Below are 17,126 nucleotides of genomic sequence, written 5' to 3' on the forward strand. Positions count from 1 at the left end.
GTTGATCGGTGTGCGGCGAAACTCAAGACTGTTCAGGTCCAACCGCTAAGAACCCGCGACTTTAACTCAGTGAGCACCGCACCAGCACAAAGACGATGCTGCGGCGCCGCGCATTTCGGCATGCGCAGCGTTAGCCGCCAAGCGCATCGAGCTTGAACTGAACCAGCTGACGTGCCGACGAGTCGGACTGTGGCAACGAGTCGAGCGCCAGTTTATAGGCCGCACGCGCATCGTCGCGCTTGCCTTGTGCCGCCAGCAAGTCACCACGACGATCCGATACCACGCCTTTGAACGCGTCGATGGGTTCGTCGGCGAGAACCTTCAGGCCGGCGTCGTAGGCTTTTTCGTCGAGCAGAATCAGCGACAGCCGCAATTTCGCGATCTGCTTATATTCAGCGTCCTTCGCGTGATCGACAGCCCACTGCAGCTGCGTCTTCGCCCCGGCGCTGTCACCACTCATGTACAGGGATTTGGCTGCGGCGAGCGCGGTCATCTGCGCATAGGCGGTGCCGCCGAACTTGTCTTCCATGTCCGACGAAACGCGTGTGATTAATGCCTTGTCACCCGCTGTCACCGCTTGCTGGACCTGATCGTAGAGTACGGCGGCTTCGGCCGCCTGCCTGCGTTGCCAGAAATTCCAGCCGTTCCAGCCTGCCGCGACCACGAGCACCGCGAGCACGATCCAGGTCGTGGAATTGCCCCATTTGGCCCACCAGGCCTTCAGGTTTTCAAGTGATTCTTGTTCTTCGTGATAGCTCATGCCCAGCGTATTCCTTGACTGCTTTTGTGTTCGCGTGCAATGCCGCGCGCCATTGTTTCGGGCCGCCGCGCGGGGGTTTCCGCGCGGCGCAGCCGGACAATCAGTCGGCGCTGTCGTCGGCGGTTGCCACCATCGCATTGATTAGAAATTCGGTCAAGTCTTCCACAGGCACGGTGGCCTGCTCGTTCTTTTGACCCGTCGATTCGAGCGATGAAGACCGCAACGGTTTCACGCCAACCATGCCTTGCGCGAGTTCGTTTTCGCCAAGAATGACCGCGAACGCTGCGCCGCTTGCATCGGCTTTTTTCATTTGCGACTTGAAGCTGGCGGCCGTGCCGTCCGGGCTGCAATGGAGGATGACGTCGAGACCGGTGTCGCGCAAACGCTCGGCAATGATAAACGCCTGCTCCGCCGCCGCTTCGCCCTGATGCACCACGTAGATGTCCGTACCTTCCGGCGCCGGCACGAGATTCTCTTCTTTCAGCAGCTCAAGAATCCGTTCGACGCCCATCGCCCAGCCGCACGCAGCCGCCGCCTTGCCGCCAAGCTGCTCGATCAGCGGATCGTAACGGCCACCGCCCGCAACCGTGCCTTGCGAACCAAGCTTGTCGGTCACCCACTCGAACACGGTCAGATTGTAGTAATCGAGGCCGCGAACGAGACGCGGGTTGATCGTGAACGGCACGTTGTTCGCTTTCAGCAAACGCTGAACGCCTTCGAAGTGCGCGAGCGATTCGGAGCCAAGAAAATCGACGAGCTTTGGCGCGTTCTGTGCGATTTCCTGCATGGCCGGATTTTTCGTATCGAGCACGCGCAACGGGTTCGTGTAGAGGCGGCGTTTCGCTTCTTCATCGAGTGCGTCGACATGTTGCTCGAGATACGCAATCAGTTCCTTCCGGTGCGCGGCGCGCTCTTCCGGCTGGCCAAGCGAGTTGAGTTCGAGACGGATGCCGGTCAGCCCGAGGTCGTCCCACAGGCGCTGGCACATCATGATGATTTCCGCGTCGGTGTCAGGGCCGGCAAAACCCAGTGCTTCCACGCCAACCTGGTGAAACTGCCGGTAGCGTCCACGTTGCGGACGCTCATGGCGGAACATCGGGCCGACGTACCACAGCCGCTTCGGGCCGTCGTACAGCAGATTGTGTTCAATCGTCGCGCGCACCACCGCCGCGGTGTTCTCCGGACGCAGCGTGAGTTGCTCGCCGTTGAGCGCGTCGGTGAAGCTGTACATTTCCTTCTCGACGATGTCCGTCACTTCGCCAATGCCGCGCGTGAACAGTTGCGTATGCTCGAGAATCGGCGTGCGGATCTGCTGGTAGCCGTAGGCGCGCAGCATCGACTTGACGGTACTTTCGAAAAATTCGTACAACGCGGCATGTTCCGGCAGGATGTCATTCATGCCCTTCACGCCGCTCAGCTTTTCAAGCTTTTTCTTGACTTCAGTCATCTGTCTTTAGATTGTTTCTGCCTGCGCGGTTTCGCGCTTGCCGTAAGTCCGCGTGACGTACTCGCTGACGATTTGCTGGAACTCCTGAGCGATATGTTCGCCGCGCAGCGTCTTGACCTTCACGCCATCGATGAACACCGGCGCCGCCGGATTTTCACCGGAACCAGGCAAGCTGATGCCGATATTCGCCTGCTTGGATTCACCCGGTCCGTTCACGATGCAACCCATCACCGCGACATGCATCTTCTCGACGCCCGGGAACTGATCGCGCCAAACGGGCATTTCATTGCGCAGATATGTCTGAATCTGCGATGCCAGTTCCTGGAACAACGTGCTCGTCGTGCGTCCGCAGCCGGGGCAGGCGATAACCATTGGCGTGAACGATCGCAGACCCATGGTCTGCAAAATTTCCTGCCCGACGATCACTTCGCCGGTCCGCGCGCCGCCTGGTTCAGGCGTCAGCGAAATCCGGATGGTGTCGCCAATGCCTTCCTGCAAGAGCACCGACAATGCCGCCGTCGATGCCACGATGCCCTTCGAGCCCATACCCGCTTCGGTCAGCCCGAGGTGCAGCGCGAAACTGCAGCGCTTCGCCAATTCGCGATACACCGCGATCAGGTCCTGCACGCCGCTGACCTTGCACGACAAGATGATCTGATCGCGCCGCAAGCCGAGTTCGACCGCGCGTTCCGCCGAGCCGATCGCCGATTGAATCAGCGCTTCGTACATCACGCTTTGCGCTTCCCACGGCGTTGATCGCGCGGCGTTTTCGTCCATCATGCGCGCGAGCAGATCCTGATCGAGACTGCCCCAGTTCACACCGATCCGAACCGGCTTGTCATAACGCGCAGCCGCTTCGATCATCTGCGCGAACTGCGTGTCGCGTTTTGCGCCGGCGCCCACGTTGCCCGGATTGATACGATATTTCGACAACGCTTCCGCGCACGCAGGGTAGTCGCGCAGCAGCGTATGGCCGTTGTAGTGAAAATCGCCAACGAGCGGAACCGTCACGCCCATTCTGTCCAGCTGTTCGCGCACGGCCGGAACTGCTGCTGCCGCCTCAGGCGTGTTGACCGTGATCCGCACCAGTTCCGATCCGGCTTGCGCCAGTTCCTTGATCTGGATTGCCGTACCGATCGCGTCTGCGGTGTCGGTGTTGGTCATCGACTGGACACGCACCGGCGAATCCCCGCCGATAGTGACAAGCTGGCCGCCCCAGCGCACATCGACGGCGTGCGAAGACCGTCGTTTCAACGATCCGCCGAAAACCGGTTCCGACGAACAAATCTTGCTTTCAATTAGGGGTTGTTGAGCTTCGGATTGCATCTAAGTGACCCTCTGCGTTGCCGGATGCCGCACGGAGACGCGTTTCTGGAATGAATGAGACTCAAGGACAAGGACCGGCGTTTAACAATTCGCAACGCCGAAGCGAAATCTTCGCACGATTTCGTGTCAAGCCTGAGGATCGAGGTGAAACGCCACGATCCGGTGCAGGTTATCCCGCGAGTTCAGGCATACGCTGCCGGAGCTCGCGATATGAGCGTCACGGGAGTGAAAAACGCGCAACATTACCTTTGGCTGGTCCGAACTTCGCGGCTTCGACCGGTTGTCCGTCGAACGTCAGCGAGTCGAGACCCGCGCGGTTGCCGATCGTGATCTTGAACGGCGCTTCACCCGCTACCCGCTGCACCGAATCGGCCTTCACCAAGCCGGAAAACACTTCCTTGCCATCCTTTTGACGCACGCTGAACCAGCTGTCGGCCGCAACCTTCAACTCAAGCGTATTCGAACCGGTGCCGACAGCAGCCGCGACAGATGCGGGCGCTGGTGCTTCAGGCTTGGCCGCGTTGGTCAGCGGAACCGCCGCAGGAACGCTGGCGCCCTTGGCGGCCGCACCCTGAACCGCCGAAATAGTCGACGAAGACGCCGGAAGCGCATTTGTGCCCAACGGACTTGGCATTGGCTGAGCGCCGGCTTGCTGCGTGGTCGCGCTGTTCGTTGCTGCGCTGCTGGCTGCAGCAGTGTCGGCGGGTGCCACCGAACCCGCGTTCGAGCTGGACTCGTCAGATGCAGTTACCGACGAACTCGCGCTTGTTTCGCCACCAGCCGATTGGCCAGCGCCGTTGGCACTTGCTTTCAGGCGGGCGAGCCACGCGGCCGAGTCGCCGCCGGTATGCCACATGGCAAGCGCGATCACCGCAACGACCACAGCGGCCACACCCCAAAGCCACGACCGGCGTTTCGGTGAACTTCCAAGCGGAACAGACACCCGGCCACGCGGCAAGCCCGCACCGGATGACGCCGGCAATGACAAGTTTTGCTCCACCGGGCCGCTAGCCTGACGCAGGGCAGCTGTGAACGGCGCCGGGTCGGCACCCATGATTTTTGCGTAACTTCGCACGATGCCAGCCGCGAAGTTTCGATCCGGAAAGAGGCTGAGATCGCCGTTTTCAAGCGCGCGCAATTTTAGCGGGGATACCTTCAACCGCGCGGAGACGTCATCAAGCGACCAGTTCTTCGCCTCGCGAAGCTGCGTCAGGCGCGCGCCTACCGCTGCGACCGATTCAAGGCTTGCGCCCTGGATTCCGCCCTGCGCAGCGCTCGTGGCGCGCTCAGGCTGGCTGCCTGGTAAAACTTCGGCCTGACCGCCCGACTGGCCACCTTTATGAGCGCCAAAAGGCGTCGGGTGCTGCGGCTCACTCATCCCAATTTCCTCGCATCGATTCTTTTTTGTCGCTGCCCAGCTTCGTTGCCGAGCACGGCACTACCGCACGGACTTACCGCGCCGGCGTTGCAGACCGCTTTATAACAAAATGCACGGTGTTGTGCGCCGACTTTGATCGTTTATTGCCTAATTTTCCCATTTCGCAACCGAATGACACGCATCGGCCGTACGGTGCGCCAGCCGCTTCACTGATTTGACTTGGCAAGCCCGCTTAGACAGCACGAACCTCAATAACCTTGGACGCCTTGCCCATGCGCTGCGCAAGTCGTGTACGGTCTTGAACCTCGCCGGCGAGCTGCCCGCAGGCTGCATCGATATCGTCGCCGCGGGTCTTGCGCACCGTGGTCACGACACCGGCGTCCAACAATACCTGCGCGAAACGCTTGATCTGCTCGTTACCTGAGCGCTTCAATCCGGACTCGGGGAACGGATTGAACGGAATCAGATTGAATTTGCACGGCACGTCACGCGTCAGCGCAACAAGTTCACGTGCTTGCGCTTCGCTGTCGTTCACACCGTCGAGCATGCAGTACTCGAACGTAATGAAATCGCGCGGCGCCACTTTTAAATAGCGCTGGCACGCGGCCATCAGCTCGCGCAACGGATACTTCTTGTTCAGGGGCACGAGCATGTCGCGAAGCGGATCATTCGGCGCGTGCAGGGATACAGCAAGCGCTACCGGCAGGTCGGCGCCAAGCCGGTCCATCATGGGCACGACGCCCGAGGTCGACAAAGTCACACGCCGACGCGATAAGCCGTACGCGTTGTCGTCGAGCATCAGCCGCATGGCGGGCACTACAGCGTCATAATTGAGCAGCGGTTCGCCCATGCCCATCATCACGACGTTGGTCACCACCCGATCGGCTTTGCCATTGTTTGGGACGCCATAAGTACCGCTTTTGGACGCACGCAGTGCGAACTCCGCCATTCTCAGCTGGCCGATGATTTCGCCCGTGCTCAGGTTGCGCGAGAAACCCTGCTTGCCGGTGGAGCAAAACCGGCAATTGACCGCACAGCCCGCTTGCGATGAAACGCAAAGCGTGCCGCGATTTTCTTCCGGAATGTAGACGGTCTCGACCGCGTTGCTGTTCCCTACGTCGATCAGCCACTTGCGCGTGCCGTCGGTGGAAACGTGGTCGCGGACGATGGCGGGCATATCCAGACTTGCCCGCCCCTTCAATTTTTCACGCAGCGATTTCGCCAGATCGGTCATGCCGTCGAAGTCGTCGACGCCGAACTGGTGAATCCAGCGCTGCAATTGCTTGGCGCGAAACGGCTTCTCCCCCAGGCTGCCGCAATATGCGACAAGCCCGGCGGCATCGAGATCCAGAAGGTTGACGGTGGAAGCTGTCATTCGATTTGTGCCATTTTCCTGATGAGCGAAACCGGAAGCGTTTCAAGACACGCCGCAGTCCGCCTTTCGGTTCGCTTTTCCGTATTTCGCGCCAGTTCCTGCGATAAATCTACTCTCGAATTAACGCGAATAAACGTTTACTTCGGGGAAGAAGAACGCGATTTCCTGACGTGCCGTTTCAGCAGCGTCGGAACCATGCACTGCATTCGCGTCGATGCTGTCCGCGAAGTCAGCGCGGATCGTACCCTTGTCGGCCTTCTTCGGATCCGTCGCGCCCATCAGGTCGCGGTTCTTCAGGATGGCGTTTTCGCCTTCCAGCGCCTGGATCATCACCGGGCCGGAAATCATGAATTCGACGAGGTCCTTGAAGAACGGACGCGCTGCGTGAACTGCATAGAACTTTTCTGCGTCAGCACGCGACAGGTGAACCATGCGAGCCGCAATGACCTTGAGGCCAGCTTGCTCGAAGCGGCTGTAGATCTGACCGATCACATTCTTTGCCACTGCATCCGGTTTGATAATCGACAGGGTGCGCTCGATCGCCATGAAAAACTCCAAAAAATTAACGGGTTACGAATATAAAGAATCGACAATTGTAGCACGAAGCATTGTATGATTGCGATGGAAACCTTACGGCATCGTAAGCATCAAAGTTTGAAACCGGTAACGAAATGCGCGGTAATTTTACTGGCCGGCTCATTGCGGTGCAGCATCATTGAATTCGGCGCAATATAGGTACATATCGTGTGTGTGAAGGTCCGCAACGCCGTAGCGTAAAATCAGTCGGGCCGGTATTTTTGGAACAGTTGGCTTTACACAAGTTTAGGCAAGGAGAAACCATGAACGAATCCCCTTACGGTTTTGGTCGGACTGGCAGTGTTACATCGTCCGAAACCCGCAATCGCGTGCTACGGAACACTTACTGGCTGCTCGCACTTTCCATGGTGCCGACCGTGCTCGGCGCATGGGTCGGCGTTGCGACCGGCTTCTCGCTGTTCGCGGCAACGAGCCCCGCCATGAGTTTCATCGCTTTCATGGCGATCGCGTTCGGCTTCATGTTCGCCATCGAGCGCACGAAGAACAGCAGCATGGGCGTGGTTGTCCTGCTCGGCTTCACATTCTTCATGGGCCTGATGCTGTCGCGTCTGTTGAGCTTCATTCTCGGTTTTTCGAATGGGCCGCAGCTCATCATGATGGCCTTCGGTGGCACCGGTGTGATCTTCGCGGCCATGGCGACTATCGCGACCGTGAGCAAGCGCGACTTTTCCGGGCTTGGCAAGTGGCTGTTCATGGGCGTGCTGGTGTTGTTGCTGGCCGCGTTCGCGAACGTCTTCCTGCACCTGCCCGCGTTGATGCTGACCGTGTCTGTGCTCGCGATCGTGATTTTCTCGGCGTACATGTTGTTCGACGTCCAGCGCGTGGTGAATGGCGGCGAAACGAACTACATCAGCGCAGCGCTTGCGATCTATCTCGACCTGTACAACGTATTCACGAACCTGCTCGCGCTGCTCGGTATTTTCGGCGGCAACCGGAACTGATCGGGACAGCGAATGGGTTGTATCGATGAAAAAAGCCGGCCTCGTTTGGGGCCGGCTTTTTCATGTCCGCAGATGATTCAATCGATTCAGTCGCGCTCGAACAGCGCAATCGATTCGACATGCGATGTGTGCGGAAACATGTTCATTACACCTGCGCCCTTCAACCGATAGCCCGCCTCGCTCACGAGAACGCTGGCGTCGCGGGCGAGCGTTGCCGGATTGCAAGACACGTAGACAATGCGCTCAGGCATCAGTTCGCGATCGCCGTTCTGCGCCAATTCCGCAAGCGCCTTCGATACCGCCAGCGCGCCATCGCGAGGCGGATCGATGAGGTATTTATCGAAGCGGCCAAGCGCGCGCAGATCATCTGCCGTGACTTCAAACAGGTTTCGGCATGCGAATGAAGTATGGCCGTCCACACCGTTCGCCTTCGCATTTTCTAGTGCGCGTTGCGTAAGACCTTCGCTACCTTCGATGCCCACCACCTCACGCGCCACCCGCGCAAGCGGCAGCGTGAAATTGCCGATGCCACAAAACAGATCCAGCACGCGGTCCGTGCGTGAGGCCGCCAGCAAGCGTAACGCGCGGCTGACGAGCACTCTGTTGATCTGATGATTGACCTGCGTGAAATCAGTGGGTTTGAACGGCATCCGGATATTGAATTCCGGCAGCGTGTACGCCAGCTCACGATCGACTGGATGAAACGGATACGCTGTCTCGGGTCCTTTCGGCTGCAGCCAGAACTGGATGCCGTGCTTGTCGGCGAAAGCACGCACCAGCGCTTCGTCGGCTTCGGTTAAAGGATCGAGAATCCGCAGAACCAGCGCCGTGATCTCAGCGCCCACAGCCACTTCGATTTGCGGCAGACGATCGCGAATGGAGAGATCCTGGACAAGCTTGCGAAGCGGCATGAGCAACGCCGACATTTGCGGCGTCAGCACATCACACGTTTGCATGTCAGCGACAAAATCGCTTTTCTTCTCATGGAACCCGACCAGCGCGCCGCCCTTTCCAGCGATCAGCCGAACGGACAGCCGCGCCCGATAACGATATCCCCACGAAGGACCGTGAATCGGCCGGTATATCGTCTCGGCATTCAGTTTGCCGATGTGCTCGAGGTTGTCCTCGAGCACCCGCTGCTTGACCGCGATCTGCGCGCGCACGTCGAGATGCTGCATCGAGCAGCCGCCGCATTTGCTGAAATAAGGACATTTGGGGCGGGTACGCATCACGCTTTCGCGCAGCACTTTGACCAGCAGCCCATTTTCGAACGCCGCTTTCCGGCGAAAGGTCGCATACGAAACACGTTCGCCCGGCAACGCGCCTTCCACGAAAATAACCTTTCCCAGCGAACCGTCTTCCGTGGCCGTGCGGCCAACGCCCTGGGCCTCCATATCGAGTGATTTGATTTCGATCTCGACCGGCGCGGCCGTGGGGTCCAGAGGAACGATTCGCCCCGGCATGCTCCAGCGGCGATTGGATTTTTTACGAGCGCGAGGCACCTGCGGACTTCCTGACTGATATTTAGACTGCGATGGGAACGACGTCGAACGGAAGAATTGTAAACGATGCCGCTCGGGCATCCGGCAGAGGTTCAGTTTCCAAACGCCGCGAGATATTCCGCCCAGTGCGGCGCCGGTTCGAGCGCAAGGGCGTTTTTCACCACGTTGACTTCGTCGGCGTATTCTTCCTGCGAAAAACCGCCGCGCATCAACTGGAAGCGACAGTACATCAGGTACGTGTTGACCACATCGGTCTCGCAATAATTGCGAATTTCATCGAGCCGCCCTTCCGAGAACGCTTGCCAGACCTTGCCGCCGTCCATGCCGAGCTTCCCGGGAAAACCGCAGAGCTTCGCCAACGCGTCCAGCGGTGCGTTCGCGCGGGCCTGGTACATCGCGAGTACGTCCATGAGGTCGGTGTGACGCGCGTGATAGCGGCTGATGTAGTTGTTGTAACGGAATTCGCGGTCATCGTTGCCGAGGTCCCAGTATCGGGACGCCGCTACACCGTGAATCATCGCGCGATAGTGCAGCACGGGCAGGTCGAAACCGCCGCCGTTCCACGATACAAGCTGTGGCGTGTACTTCTCGATCACACGAAAAAACGACTGGATCAGCGTGGCTTCCGAGTCCGTTGTGGTGCCAAGCGAGCGCACCCGAAACCCGGTGTTGTCGCGGAACACGCACGAAATGGCGGCGATGCGTTGCAAGTGGTGCGGCAGGAAGTCATTGCCTACGCGCTCACGGCGCGCGGCGAATGCGTGCTCGGCGACTTCGGCGTCGGTCAGTGTGGCGGGGAGATCTTCGAGACGGCGAATGCCGCCGACATCGGGGATCGTCTCGATGTCGAAAACGAGAATGGGTGTCATTGCTTTATTGGATGCCGCGTATTTTAAGGAAAGCGCTGACCGGGCCGTCGCCCGATTGCATACGACTACAGCACAGCGTCTTTGCGCACACCGTTCGATGCAAAAAAGCGCTTTAGCCGCACGAGCGCTTCTTGCTGGATCTGGCGCACACGTTCGCGCGTCAGGCCCATCTCGTCGGCAAGCTCTTCGAGCGTGGCCGGCTCGATGTGGTTCAAGCCAAAGCGCCGCTCTATGACGTGGCGGTGCTTGTCGGAAAGGCGCGAAAGCCAGAGCTTTGTAAGCGTTTCCAGTTCACGATGCTGAACTTCGGAATCGGGCGACTGGCTGGCGTCGTCGGAGAGCAGGTCGAGCAGACTGCTTGCCGGATCGAGATCCAGCGGGGCATCGAGCGAAGCCGTATGTTCATTCAACGCAAGGATGTCGGTAACTTCTTCAGGCGTCTTGCCGGTGAGATGCGCGATGTCGTCGATACTCGCGTCGCGTCTGTCCGGCGCAATGGCCGCCGTCGAGTTCGCAGAGCTTTTTTCGAGATGGCGTTTCGCGCGCAGCACCTGATTCAACTCGCGAATCACATGTACGGGCAAACGCACCGTGCGCGCCTGGTTCATGATTGCGCGCTCGATACTCTGGCGAATCCACCACGTGGCGTAGGTCGAAAACCGGAAACCACGCGTGGGATCGAACTTTTCGATAGCGTGCATCAGGCCGAGATTGCCTTCCTCGATCAGATCGAGCAACGGCACGCCGCGATTCAGATAACCCTTCGCGATGCTGACCACCAGCCGCAGGTTGCGTTCGATCATCACCTGCCGCGCCTCGAATTCGCCGGCTTTCGCAAGCCGCGAATAGCGCTGCTCTTCTTCAACGGTCAGAAGCGGCTTTACGCTGATGCGATTCAGGTAATGCTGAATGGTGTCGGCGGTGAGTTCGGCCTGCAGGATCGACTTGAAATCGTCAACGTCGGGCGCGGAATCGTTTGCGCCCTCCGCTGCTTCCTTGCTATTTGATCCGCTGTCTTCGTCGCTATCCAATTCGGCTTCGGCCGTTTCGGATTCTGATTCGTCAGCATGATTCGAAGCGCCGTCTTCCACCGTTGTCTGCGTGGGTCTGATTAGATCAGTCTCGGCTTGCGGCGGGATGCGCTTCGATTTAGGCATGGTGATTTCGCTTATTGCGGCGGCAAATACGTCAGAGGGTCGACAGGTTTGCCCTGCCGGCGAACTTCGAAATGCAACATCACACGGTCCGAATCGCTATTGCCCATCTCGGCGATCTTCTGCCCTTTTGTCACCGCGTCACCTTCTTTTACCATCAAAGCGCGGTTATGTGCGTATGCGGTCAGAAAAGTTGCGTCGTGCTTGATGATGATGAGATTACCGTATCCGCGCAGACCATTGCCGGAATAAACAACCCGTCCATCCGCCGACGCGTTGACTGGATCTCCCGCCGCGCCGCCAATATTGACGCCCTTGTTCTTGGCGTCGTCGAAGGTGCCGAGAATCGGTCCGCGCGCCGGCCAGATAAACGCGGGCTGAGCCGCTGGCGTCACTGCTGCGCCGTTATCCGTTCCGGTTGCGGGCTGATTCATTGCCAGCCCCGGTGCAGCGCCAGTTAACGGAGGTAGCGGCGTTCCCATGCCGGACGACGAACCATAGGCCGGAGCCTGCGGCAGCATCGTGCTGTTTGCACCATACGTGTTTGTCAGCGGCTGCGCCTGCACCCCGCCGCCCACGATGGGCGCGGTAGAAACGCCCGGCGTTGCGGCAGCGAGATTCGCACCCGGAGGCGCAACACGCAGCAACTGATCGACTTCGATCTGATTCGGGTTCGTCATGTTGTTCCATGACGCGATATCCCGATAATTCTGACCGTTTTCCAGCGCAATCCGGTATAGGGTGTCACCCGGCTTCACGCGGTAATAGCCAGGCGGCGGCGGGCCCGGCGGCAGGACGGCGCCATCCTGCGCGGCTTGCGTGCCGATCGCGCCGCCGGTCCGGTCGACGACGGGCGCATTGTCCATCCGTGTCGCGCAGGCCGCCAGCACGGACAACGCCGCGACACACACCATGCGCTGAACCGCGGTCAAACCAGGGTTCGCGCTTACTTCTCGTTTAGCACGCAACATACTCATCGGTGTCAAATCACTCCGGATTTTAAAGGTACAAAGAAAACCCGATCAAGCTGCGACTCGCGCCATTGCGTGGGCGAAACGCGCTCGACGAGCGTCAGTATTTGCGCTTGCGCGGTTTGCGATCCAACCGGCGCAACCAGCCTGCCGCCAACAGCGAGTTGATCGAGCAGCGCTTGCGGAACGTCGAGTCCCGCACACGCTATGACGATGGCGTCGAACGGCGCTGCCGCCGGCAGTCCGAGCCGGCCATCGCCGTAATGCAAACGGATGTTCGGGACGCGCAGAGGGCGCAAATTCAGCTTCGCGCGCTCTGACAACGGCCGAATCCGCTCAATGGAATACACATCAGTGGCGACCTGCGACAACACGGCTGCCTGGTAACCACAGCCAGTGCCAATCTCCAGCACGTTTTTCAGCGTTCGCCCCGCGGCGACCAGCTCGATCATTCTCGCGACAACCGACGGCTTCGAGATCGTCTGGTGATGGCCGATCGGCAGCGCGGCGTCTTCGTAGGCCTGCGCCGCGAGCCCCGGATCGACGAACATGTGGCGCGGGACCGCCGACATCGCCGCCAGCACTCGCGGGTCCGTGATGCCGTTGGCGCGTAACCTCTCGACCATACGCTCACGCACGCGTTCCGATGTCAGCGCATGCGTGCTCCCGTGCGCGCCTTGTAGCGCGGTCTTCCGGGCGGTCCTGAGCTTGTCATCCGGCTGCTGCTTCGGCTTGTTCTCCGGCGCTGCCTGAATCTTCGCACTCGCGGGAAAATCACGCGTTTCATTCATCCGCGCACCCGATCGCAACGCCCCCGGCTGATGATGGGTCACGACAGTGGACGGCTTCGGTGCAGCGTGTGGCTTTCCTGCTGTCGTTCCCGCAACATTAGCCGGCTTGGCCACGACGTTCACCTTCGTTCCAGGATGAAGCGCCGTCGGCAATTTCGCGATCTTCACGCTTGCCGGTTTCAGCGTGGCGGCGCCGGCCTTGTGCGCCCCCGCTGCCGGCCGCGCCGCGCCGCTACCGCCCGCGATCGACTTCAACGTCGGCTTGGCAGCGGGCCTGGCGTTCGACTTGCCGCTTGCGTCGGGACGCGCAGTCGCTTTACGCGGCTCGCGCACCAGATCGGCGAGTGCCAGCGGAAAGCGTTTTGCGCGTTCGTCCGTCATGAACGGCTGCTCCGCGCTTCAGCCCACTCGCGCGTGGCGGGCAGCAGCTTGGTATGCGTGAGATCGAGTTGCAACGGCGTAATTGAAACATGTCCGTTCGCAACAGCATGAAAATCTGTGCCTTCGCTTGCATCGAGCGCATCACCCGAGGGCCCGATCCACCAGATCGGATTCCCGCGCGGATCGATTTGCCGTATTACCGGTTGCGACGGATGACGCTTGCCAAGCCGCGTGATGCGCCACTCGCCCATCTCTTCATAAGGCAGACTCGGAATATTCACATTCAGCAACGGATGACCGGGCATGGGATGCGCCAGAAAATGCGCAACGATGTCAGCGGCAACTCGCGCAGCGTCCTCCAGATGCAGCCAGTCGCGGCCAACCAGCGAAAACGCGATGGCCGGTACGCCGAACATGAAACCTTCGGTTGCCGCAGCCACCGTTCCCGAATACAACGTGTCCTCGCCCATGTTCTGGCCGTTATTGATTCCGGAAACAACCAGATCCGGCTGCTTTTCGAGCATGCCGGTCAGCGCGATATGCACGGAGTCGGTGGGCGTACCGTTCACATAATTGAAACCGTTCGGCGCGGTGTGAATGGTGAGCGGGCGCGACAGCGTCAGCGAGTTCGAAGCACCGCTGCAATTCTGCTCCGGAGCCATGACCGTGACTTGCCCAAGCGGCTCCATGGCCGCGTGCAGTACGTTGAGCCCGCGAGCCAGATAACCGTCGTCGTTGCTGAGTAGGATTTGCATTCGCCGATTGTAACCGAGGAAACTGGGCATGCGGCCCGGCGGCGGGGTCCTCGGCCGATCGGCCAGCTTTTCCGCGAAACACACAATGTTTTCAAGCATTTCCCGTGCGATTACCAGACCGAATGGCTAACGCCGCGCCGGCGAGCGCACGCCCGAACGAGGTCGTTTTACACTGGCACATCACGAAACCTCACACGGAGACACCATGCGCGCCATTCGATGCAACCAGTACGGGCCGCCCGATTCACTTGTGCTCGAGACCTTGCCGGATCTGAAGCCGGGCGCGGACGAAGTGGTGATTGACGTGCGCGCGGCCAGCGTGAATTTCCCTGATGTTTTGATCATCCAGAACAAGTATCAGACGAAGCCCGAACTGCCTTTTACGCCAGGCGCCGAGTTCGCGGGTGTCGTGCGCGAGGTTGGCGCGAACGTCAGGCGGCTGAAGGTCGGCATGCGGGTCGCAGCCTACACGGCGCAGGGCGCGTTCGCCGATCAGGCGGTGGCGCGCGAAGCGGCCTGCATTCCCCTGCCTGAAGACATCGACTTTTCGAGCGCGTCGGCCGTCACGCTGGCTTACGGAACGTCGCATCACGCGGTGGTCGACCGCGCCGCGCTGAAAGCCGGCGAGACCTTGCTCGTGCTCGGAGCGGCCGGAGGCGTGGGTCTGGCGGCAGTGGAAATCGGCAAGGCGCTTGGAGCGCGCGTGATTGCGGCAGCTTCGAGCGCCGAGAAACTTGCGCTGTGTGTTGAGCATGGAGCCGACGCGACCATCGACTATTCGAATGAGAACTTGCGCGATCGCATCAAGGTTCTGACTGATGGGCGCGGGCCGGACGTCATCTACGATCCGGTCGGTGGCGAGTATGCGGAACCGGCTTTCCGCAGCATCGGATGGAGGGGCCGTTATCTGGTGGTGGGATTCGCCAATGGCGAGATACCGAAGTTAGCGCTCAATCTGACGTTGCTGAAAGGCGCGAGCATAGTAGGCGTATTTTGGGGCCAGCACGTACAGCGCGAACCTGAGCTTGTGAGCGCAGCAATGCAACAAATCTTTGGATGGATCAAAGAAGGCCGGCTCAGGCCGCATATCACGAAGCGTTATCCGTTGGAACGAGCAGCCGAGGCGTTCAGCGACATGGCGAGCCGGCGTGTGACGGGAAAGATCGTGATCGAGCCATGACGATGTCGCCTCACATCTTCTCGGTGTCGCCGGCGCTCGGCTGCCATTTCATCAGGCGGCGCTCAACGAGCGCAACAATACCGTCCAGGATCAGCGCGAACGCCGTGAGCACCAGAATGCCCGCGAACACGGTATTGATATCGAAGGTGCCTTCGGCTTGGAGGATCAGGTATCCGACACCCCGCGCCGAACCCAGATATTCGCCGACCACTGAGCCGACAAACGCAAGTCCCACCGACGTATGCAAGCTTGAGAATACCCAGCTCGTCGCGCTCGGCAAATACACATGCCGCAACAACTGCTTGCGGTTCGCGCCGAGCATCCGGGCGTTGGCAAGCACGACCGGACTCACTTCCTTCACGCCCTGATAGACGTTAAAGAACACGATGAAAAACACCAGCGTCACGCCAAGCGCCACCTTCGACCAGATTCCAAGCCCGAACCAGACGGCGAAGATCGGTGCAAGGATCACGCGCGGCATCGAGTTCGCGGCCTTGATGTATGGGTCGAAGAGCGCGCTCATCATCGGCGCCAGGGCGAGCCACAAACCAACGCCCAGTCCGAAAACCGTTCCGATCACGAACGCGAGCACGGTTTCGATCAGCGTGACCCACAGATGCACGTAGATCTCGCCGGTCGTGAACCACTGCCAGATGCGCAGCAACACCTTCTGCGGCTCGCCGAAGAAGAATGCAGCCTTGCTGGAATCGTCGAAATAGAAAGCCGGCAGCAGTGTCGGGCTGGTCAGCACATACCAGAGCACGAAACACAGCACGAGCAGCAGCCATTGCCACACAACCAGGTTTGCGCGATTCGGGCGCAACGTTTTCCACATGATGGGTCTGCTCTTCTTGGCGGATTGCTTGTCGATTTAAACGGCGGTGAGCTGTTGCTTGTAGCCCTTCAGGACCTCTTCCCGCAGCACGGACCAGATCTGCGCATGCAATTCGACAAAGCGCGGATGCGAACGGATTTCGGCCACGTCGCGCGGGCGCGGCAGATCGATCACAAATTCGCCGATCGGATGCGTGCCCGGCCCGGCCGACAGCACCACTACGCGATCGGACAGCGAAATGGCTTCGTCCAGGTCGTGCGTGATGAAGAGCACGGCTTTACGCTTGGCGGCCCAAAGCTCGAGCAACTCGTTTTCCATCAGCTGGCGCGTCTGGATATCGAGCGCGGAAAACGGCTCGTCCATCAGGATGATGTCGGGATCGAGAATCAGCGTTTGCGCCATGCCAACGCGCTTGCGCATGCCGCCCGACAACTGGTGCGGGTATCGGTCACCGAACCCGCCGAGGCCAACGCGTTTCAACCATTCCTCGCCTTTCGCGCGCGCTTCGTCTTTCGGCACGCCGCGAAACGACAAACCCGCTGTCACGTTGTCGAGCGCCGAGCGCCACGGCATCAGCGCTTCCGCCTGGAACATATAACCGGCGCGGCGATTGATCCCGTTGAGCTCGGTCCCGAAGACGTTGACCGTGCCCGACGACGGCGCGAGCAAGCCCGCGCCCACGTTCAGCAGCGTCGACTTGCCGCATCCCGTTGGGCCGACCACCGATACAAACTCGCCCGGCGCAACGCGCAACGTGGTCTCCTTCACCGCCGTGTAGCGCGAGCGTCGATCATCGCGAGAGATGAACGTGCAGGTGACGTTTTCCAGCGCGAGCGCGGGAACGGCTGTGGTTGTCGGCTGCAT

16 protein-coding genes are annotated in these 17,126 nt (G+C 60.0%); 2 read left to right on the top strand and 14 right to left on the bottom strand.

Annotated features, from left to right (window positions below; translation table 11 throughout):
- Nucleotides 1–130: 130 nt before the first annotated feature.
- The 6 genes from HB633_RS12320 to ndk all read right to left on the bottom strand — a co-directional run bounded on the left by HB633_RS12320 (nt 131) and on the right by ndk (nt 6,832).
- A complete protein-coding gene (locus HB633_RS12320; RefSeq protein ID WP_213778385.1) occupies nt 131–760 on the bottom strand; it encodes a tetratricopeptide repeat protein in 630 nt (209 codons plus the stop codon).
- 100 nt (nt 761–860) lie between these two features.
- Complete coding sequence (gene hisS / locus HB633_RS12325; protein ID WP_213778386.1) at nt 861–2,207, bottom strand: histidine--tRNA ligase; 1,347 nt, start codon at nt 2,205–2,207, stop codon at nt 861–863.
- Between the two features lie 6 nt (nt 2,208–2,213).
- Complete coding sequence (gene ispG, locus HB633_RS12330; RefSeq protein WP_213778387.1) at nt 2,214–3,533, bottom strand: flavodoxin-dependent (E)-4-hydroxy-3-methylbut-2-enyl-diphosphate synthase; 1,320 nt, start codon at nt 3,531–3,533, stop codon at nt 2,214–2,216.
- A 217-nt stretch (nt 3,534–3,750) separates the two neighbouring features.
- Nucleotides 3,751–4,911 carry a RodZ domain-containing protein gene (locus HB633_RS12335; RefSeq protein WP_213778388.1) on the bottom strand — a complete coding sequence of 387 codons (1,161 nt, stop codon included), beginning with the start codon at nt 4,909–4,911 and terminating at the stop codon, nt 3,751–3,753.
- A 232-nt stretch (nt 4,912–5,143) separates the two neighbouring features.
- Nucleotides 5,144–6,286 carry a 23S rRNA (adenine(2503)-C(2))-methyltransferase RlmN gene (rlmN, locus tag HB633_RS12340; RefSeq protein WP_213778389.1) on the bottom strand — a complete coding sequence of 381 codons (1,143 nt, stop codon included), beginning with the start codon at nt 6,284–6,286 and terminating at the stop codon, nt 5,144–5,146.
- 120 nt (nt 6,287–6,406) lie between these two features.
- Complete coding sequence (gene ndk / locus HB633_RS12345; RefSeq protein ID WP_213778390.1) at nt 6,407–6,832, bottom strand: nucleoside-diphosphate kinase; 426 nt, start codon at nt 6,830–6,832, stop codon at nt 6,407–6,409.
- Between the two features lie 293 nt (nt 6,833–7,125).
- Here ndk and HB633_RS12350 point away from each other — a divergent pair, with 293 nt between their 5' ends.
- Nucleotides 7,126–7,824, top strand: coding sequence for a Bax inhibitor-1/YccA family protein (locus tag HB633_RS12350; protein WP_056363922.1), 699 nt, complete (start codon nt 7,126–7,128; stop codon nt 7,822–7,824).
- 86 nt (nt 7,825–7,910) lie between these two features.
- On the opposite strand, the gene rlmD is transcribed toward HB633_RS12350, so the two are convergent.
- The 6 genes from rlmD to surE all read right to left on the bottom strand — a co-directional run bounded on the left by rlmD (nt 7,911) and on the right by surE (nt 14,247).
- A complete protein-coding gene (gene rlmD / locus HB633_RS12355) occupies nt 7,911–9,287 on the bottom strand; it encodes a 23S rRNA (uracil(1939)-C(5))-methyltransferase RlmD (RefSeq protein WP_213778391.1) in 1,377 nt (458 codons plus the stop codon).
- A 131-nt stretch (nt 9,288–9,418) separates the two neighbouring features.
- Complete coding sequence (locus HB633_RS12360) at nt 9,419–10,195, bottom strand: 3'-5' exonuclease (RefSeq protein WP_213778392.1); 777 nt, start codon at nt 10,193–10,195, stop codon at nt 9,419–9,421.
- Between the two features lie 65 nt (nt 10,196–10,260).
- The gene (gene rpoS, locus HB633_RS12365; protein WP_213778393.1) at nt 10,261–11,352 is read right to left on the bottom strand and encodes an RNA polymerase sigma factor RpoS; all 1,092 of its coding nucleotides are present in this window, start codon (nt 11,350–11,352) and stop codon (nt 10,261–10,263) included.
- An 11-nt stretch (nt 11,353–11,363) separates the two neighbouring features.
- Complete coding sequence (locus tag HB633_RS12370) at nt 11,364–12,326, bottom strand: peptidoglycan DD-metalloendopeptidase family protein (protein WP_213778394.1); 963 nt, start codon at nt 12,324–12,326, stop codon at nt 11,364–11,366.
- A 5-nt stretch (nt 12,327–12,331) separates the two neighbouring features.
- Complete coding sequence (locus HB633_RS12375; RefSeq protein ID WP_213778395.1) at nt 12,332–13,492, bottom strand: protein-L-isoaspartate(D-aspartate) O-methyltransferase; 1,161 nt, start codon at nt 13,490–13,492, stop codon at nt 12,332–12,334.
- Nucleotides 13,489–14,247, bottom strand: a complete 759-nt coding sequence (gene surE, locus HB633_RS12380) for a 5'/3'-nucleotidase SurE (protein ID WP_213778396.1) — start codon at nt 14,245–14,247, stop codon at nt 13,489–13,491. The genes HB633_RS12375 and surE overlap by 4 nt, the downstream gene beginning before the upstream one ends.
- A gap of 205 nt (nt 14,248–14,452) precedes the next feature.
- Between surE and HB633_RS12385 the strand changes: the two genes are divergently transcribed.
- Nucleotides 14,453–15,427, top strand: a complete 975-nt coding sequence (locus HB633_RS12385) for an NADPH:quinone oxidoreductase family protein (protein WP_213778397.1) — start codon at nt 14,453–14,455, stop codon at nt 15,425–15,427.
- A 10-nt stretch (nt 15,428–15,437) separates the two neighbouring features.
- On the opposite strand, the gene HB633_RS12390 is transcribed toward HB633_RS12385, so the two are convergent.
- Together HB633_RS12390 and HB633_RS12395 are read right to left on the bottom strand one after the other, a co-directional pair.
- The gene (locus HB633_RS12390; RefSeq protein ID WP_056363935.1) at nt 15,438–16,262 is read right to left on the bottom strand and encodes an ABC transporter permease; all 825 of its coding nucleotides are present in this window, start codon (nt 16,260–16,262) and stop codon (nt 15,438–15,440) included.
- Between the two features lie 36 nt (nt 16,263–16,298).
- Complete coding sequence (locus tag HB633_RS12395) at nt 16,299–17,126, bottom strand: ABC transporter ATP-binding protein (RefSeq protein WP_213778398.1); 828 nt, start codon at nt 17,124–17,126, stop codon at nt 16,299–16,301.

The sequence above is a fragment of the Caballeronia sp. dw_276 genome (assembly GCF_018449635.1).
Taxonomy (GTDB): Bacteria; Pseudomonadota; Gammaproteobacteria; order Burkholderiales; family Burkholderiaceae; genus Caballeronia.

What these genes read in the sequence shown, in the direction of transcription:
- HB633_RS12320 (WP_213778385.1), bottom strand. Translation starts at nt 760, where the DNA reads ATGAGCTATCACGAAGAACAAGAATCACTTGAAAACCTGAAGGCCTGG.
- hisS (WP_213778386.1), bottom strand. Translation starts at nt 2,207, where the DNA reads ATGACTGAAGTCAAGAAAAAGCTTGAAAAGCTGAGCGGCGTGAAGGGC.
- ispG (WP_213778387.1), bottom strand. Translation starts at nt 3,533, where the DNA reads ATGCAATCCGAAGCTCAACAACCCCTAATTGAAAGCAAGATTTGTTCG.
- HB633_RS12335 (WP_213778388.1), bottom strand. Translation starts at nt 4,911, where the DNA reads ATGAGTGAGCCGCAGCACCCGACGCCTTTTGGCGCTCATAAAGGTGGC.
- rlmN (WP_213778389.1), bottom strand. Translation starts at nt 6,286, where the DNA reads ATGACAGCTTCCACCGTCAACCTTCTGGATCTCGATGCCGCCGGGCTT.
- ndk (WP_213778390.1), bottom strand. Translation starts at nt 6,832, where the DNA reads ATGGCGATCGAGCGCACCCTGTCGATTATCAAACCGGATGCAGTGGCA.
- HB633_RS12350 (WP_056363922.1), top strand. Translation starts at nt 7,126, where the DNA reads ATGAACGAATCCCCTTACGGTTTTGGTCGGACTGGCAGTGTTACATCG.
- rlmD (WP_213778391.1), bottom strand. Translation starts at nt 9,287, where the DNA reads ATGCCGGGGCGAATCGTTCCTCTGGACCCCACGGCCGCGCCGGTCGAG.
- HB633_RS12360 (WP_213778392.1), bottom strand. Translation starts at nt 10,195, where the DNA reads ATGACACCCATTCTCGTTTTCGACATCGAGACGATCCCCGATGTCGGC.
- rpoS (WP_213778393.1), bottom strand. Translation starts at nt 11,352, where the DNA reads ATGCCTAAATCGAAGCGCATCCCGCCGCAAGCCGAGACTGATCTAATC.
- HB633_RS12370 (WP_213778394.1), bottom strand. Translation starts at nt 12,326, where the DNA reads ATGAGTATGTTGCGTGCTAAACGAGAAGTAAGCGCGAACCCTGGTTTG.
- HB633_RS12375 (WP_213778395.1), bottom strand. Translation starts at nt 13,492, where the DNA reads ATGACGGACGAACGCGCAAAACGCTTTCCGCTGGCACTCGCCGATCTG.
- surE (WP_213778396.1), bottom strand. Translation starts at nt 14,247, where the DNA reads ATGCAAATCCTACTCAGCAACGACGACGGTTATCTGGCTCGCGGGCTC.
- HB633_RS12385 (WP_213778397.1), top strand. Translation starts at nt 14,453, where the DNA reads ATGCGCGCCATTCGATGCAACCAGTACGGGCCGCCCGATTCACTTGTG.
- HB633_RS12390 (WP_056363935.1), bottom strand. Translation starts at nt 16,262, where the DNA reads ATGTGGAAAACGTTGCGCCCGAATCGCGCAAACCTGGTTGTGTGGCAA.
- HB633_RS12395 (WP_213778398.1), bottom strand. Translation starts at nt 17,126, where the DNA reads ATGCAGCCGACAACCACAGCCGTTCCCGCGCTCGCGCTGGAAAACGTC.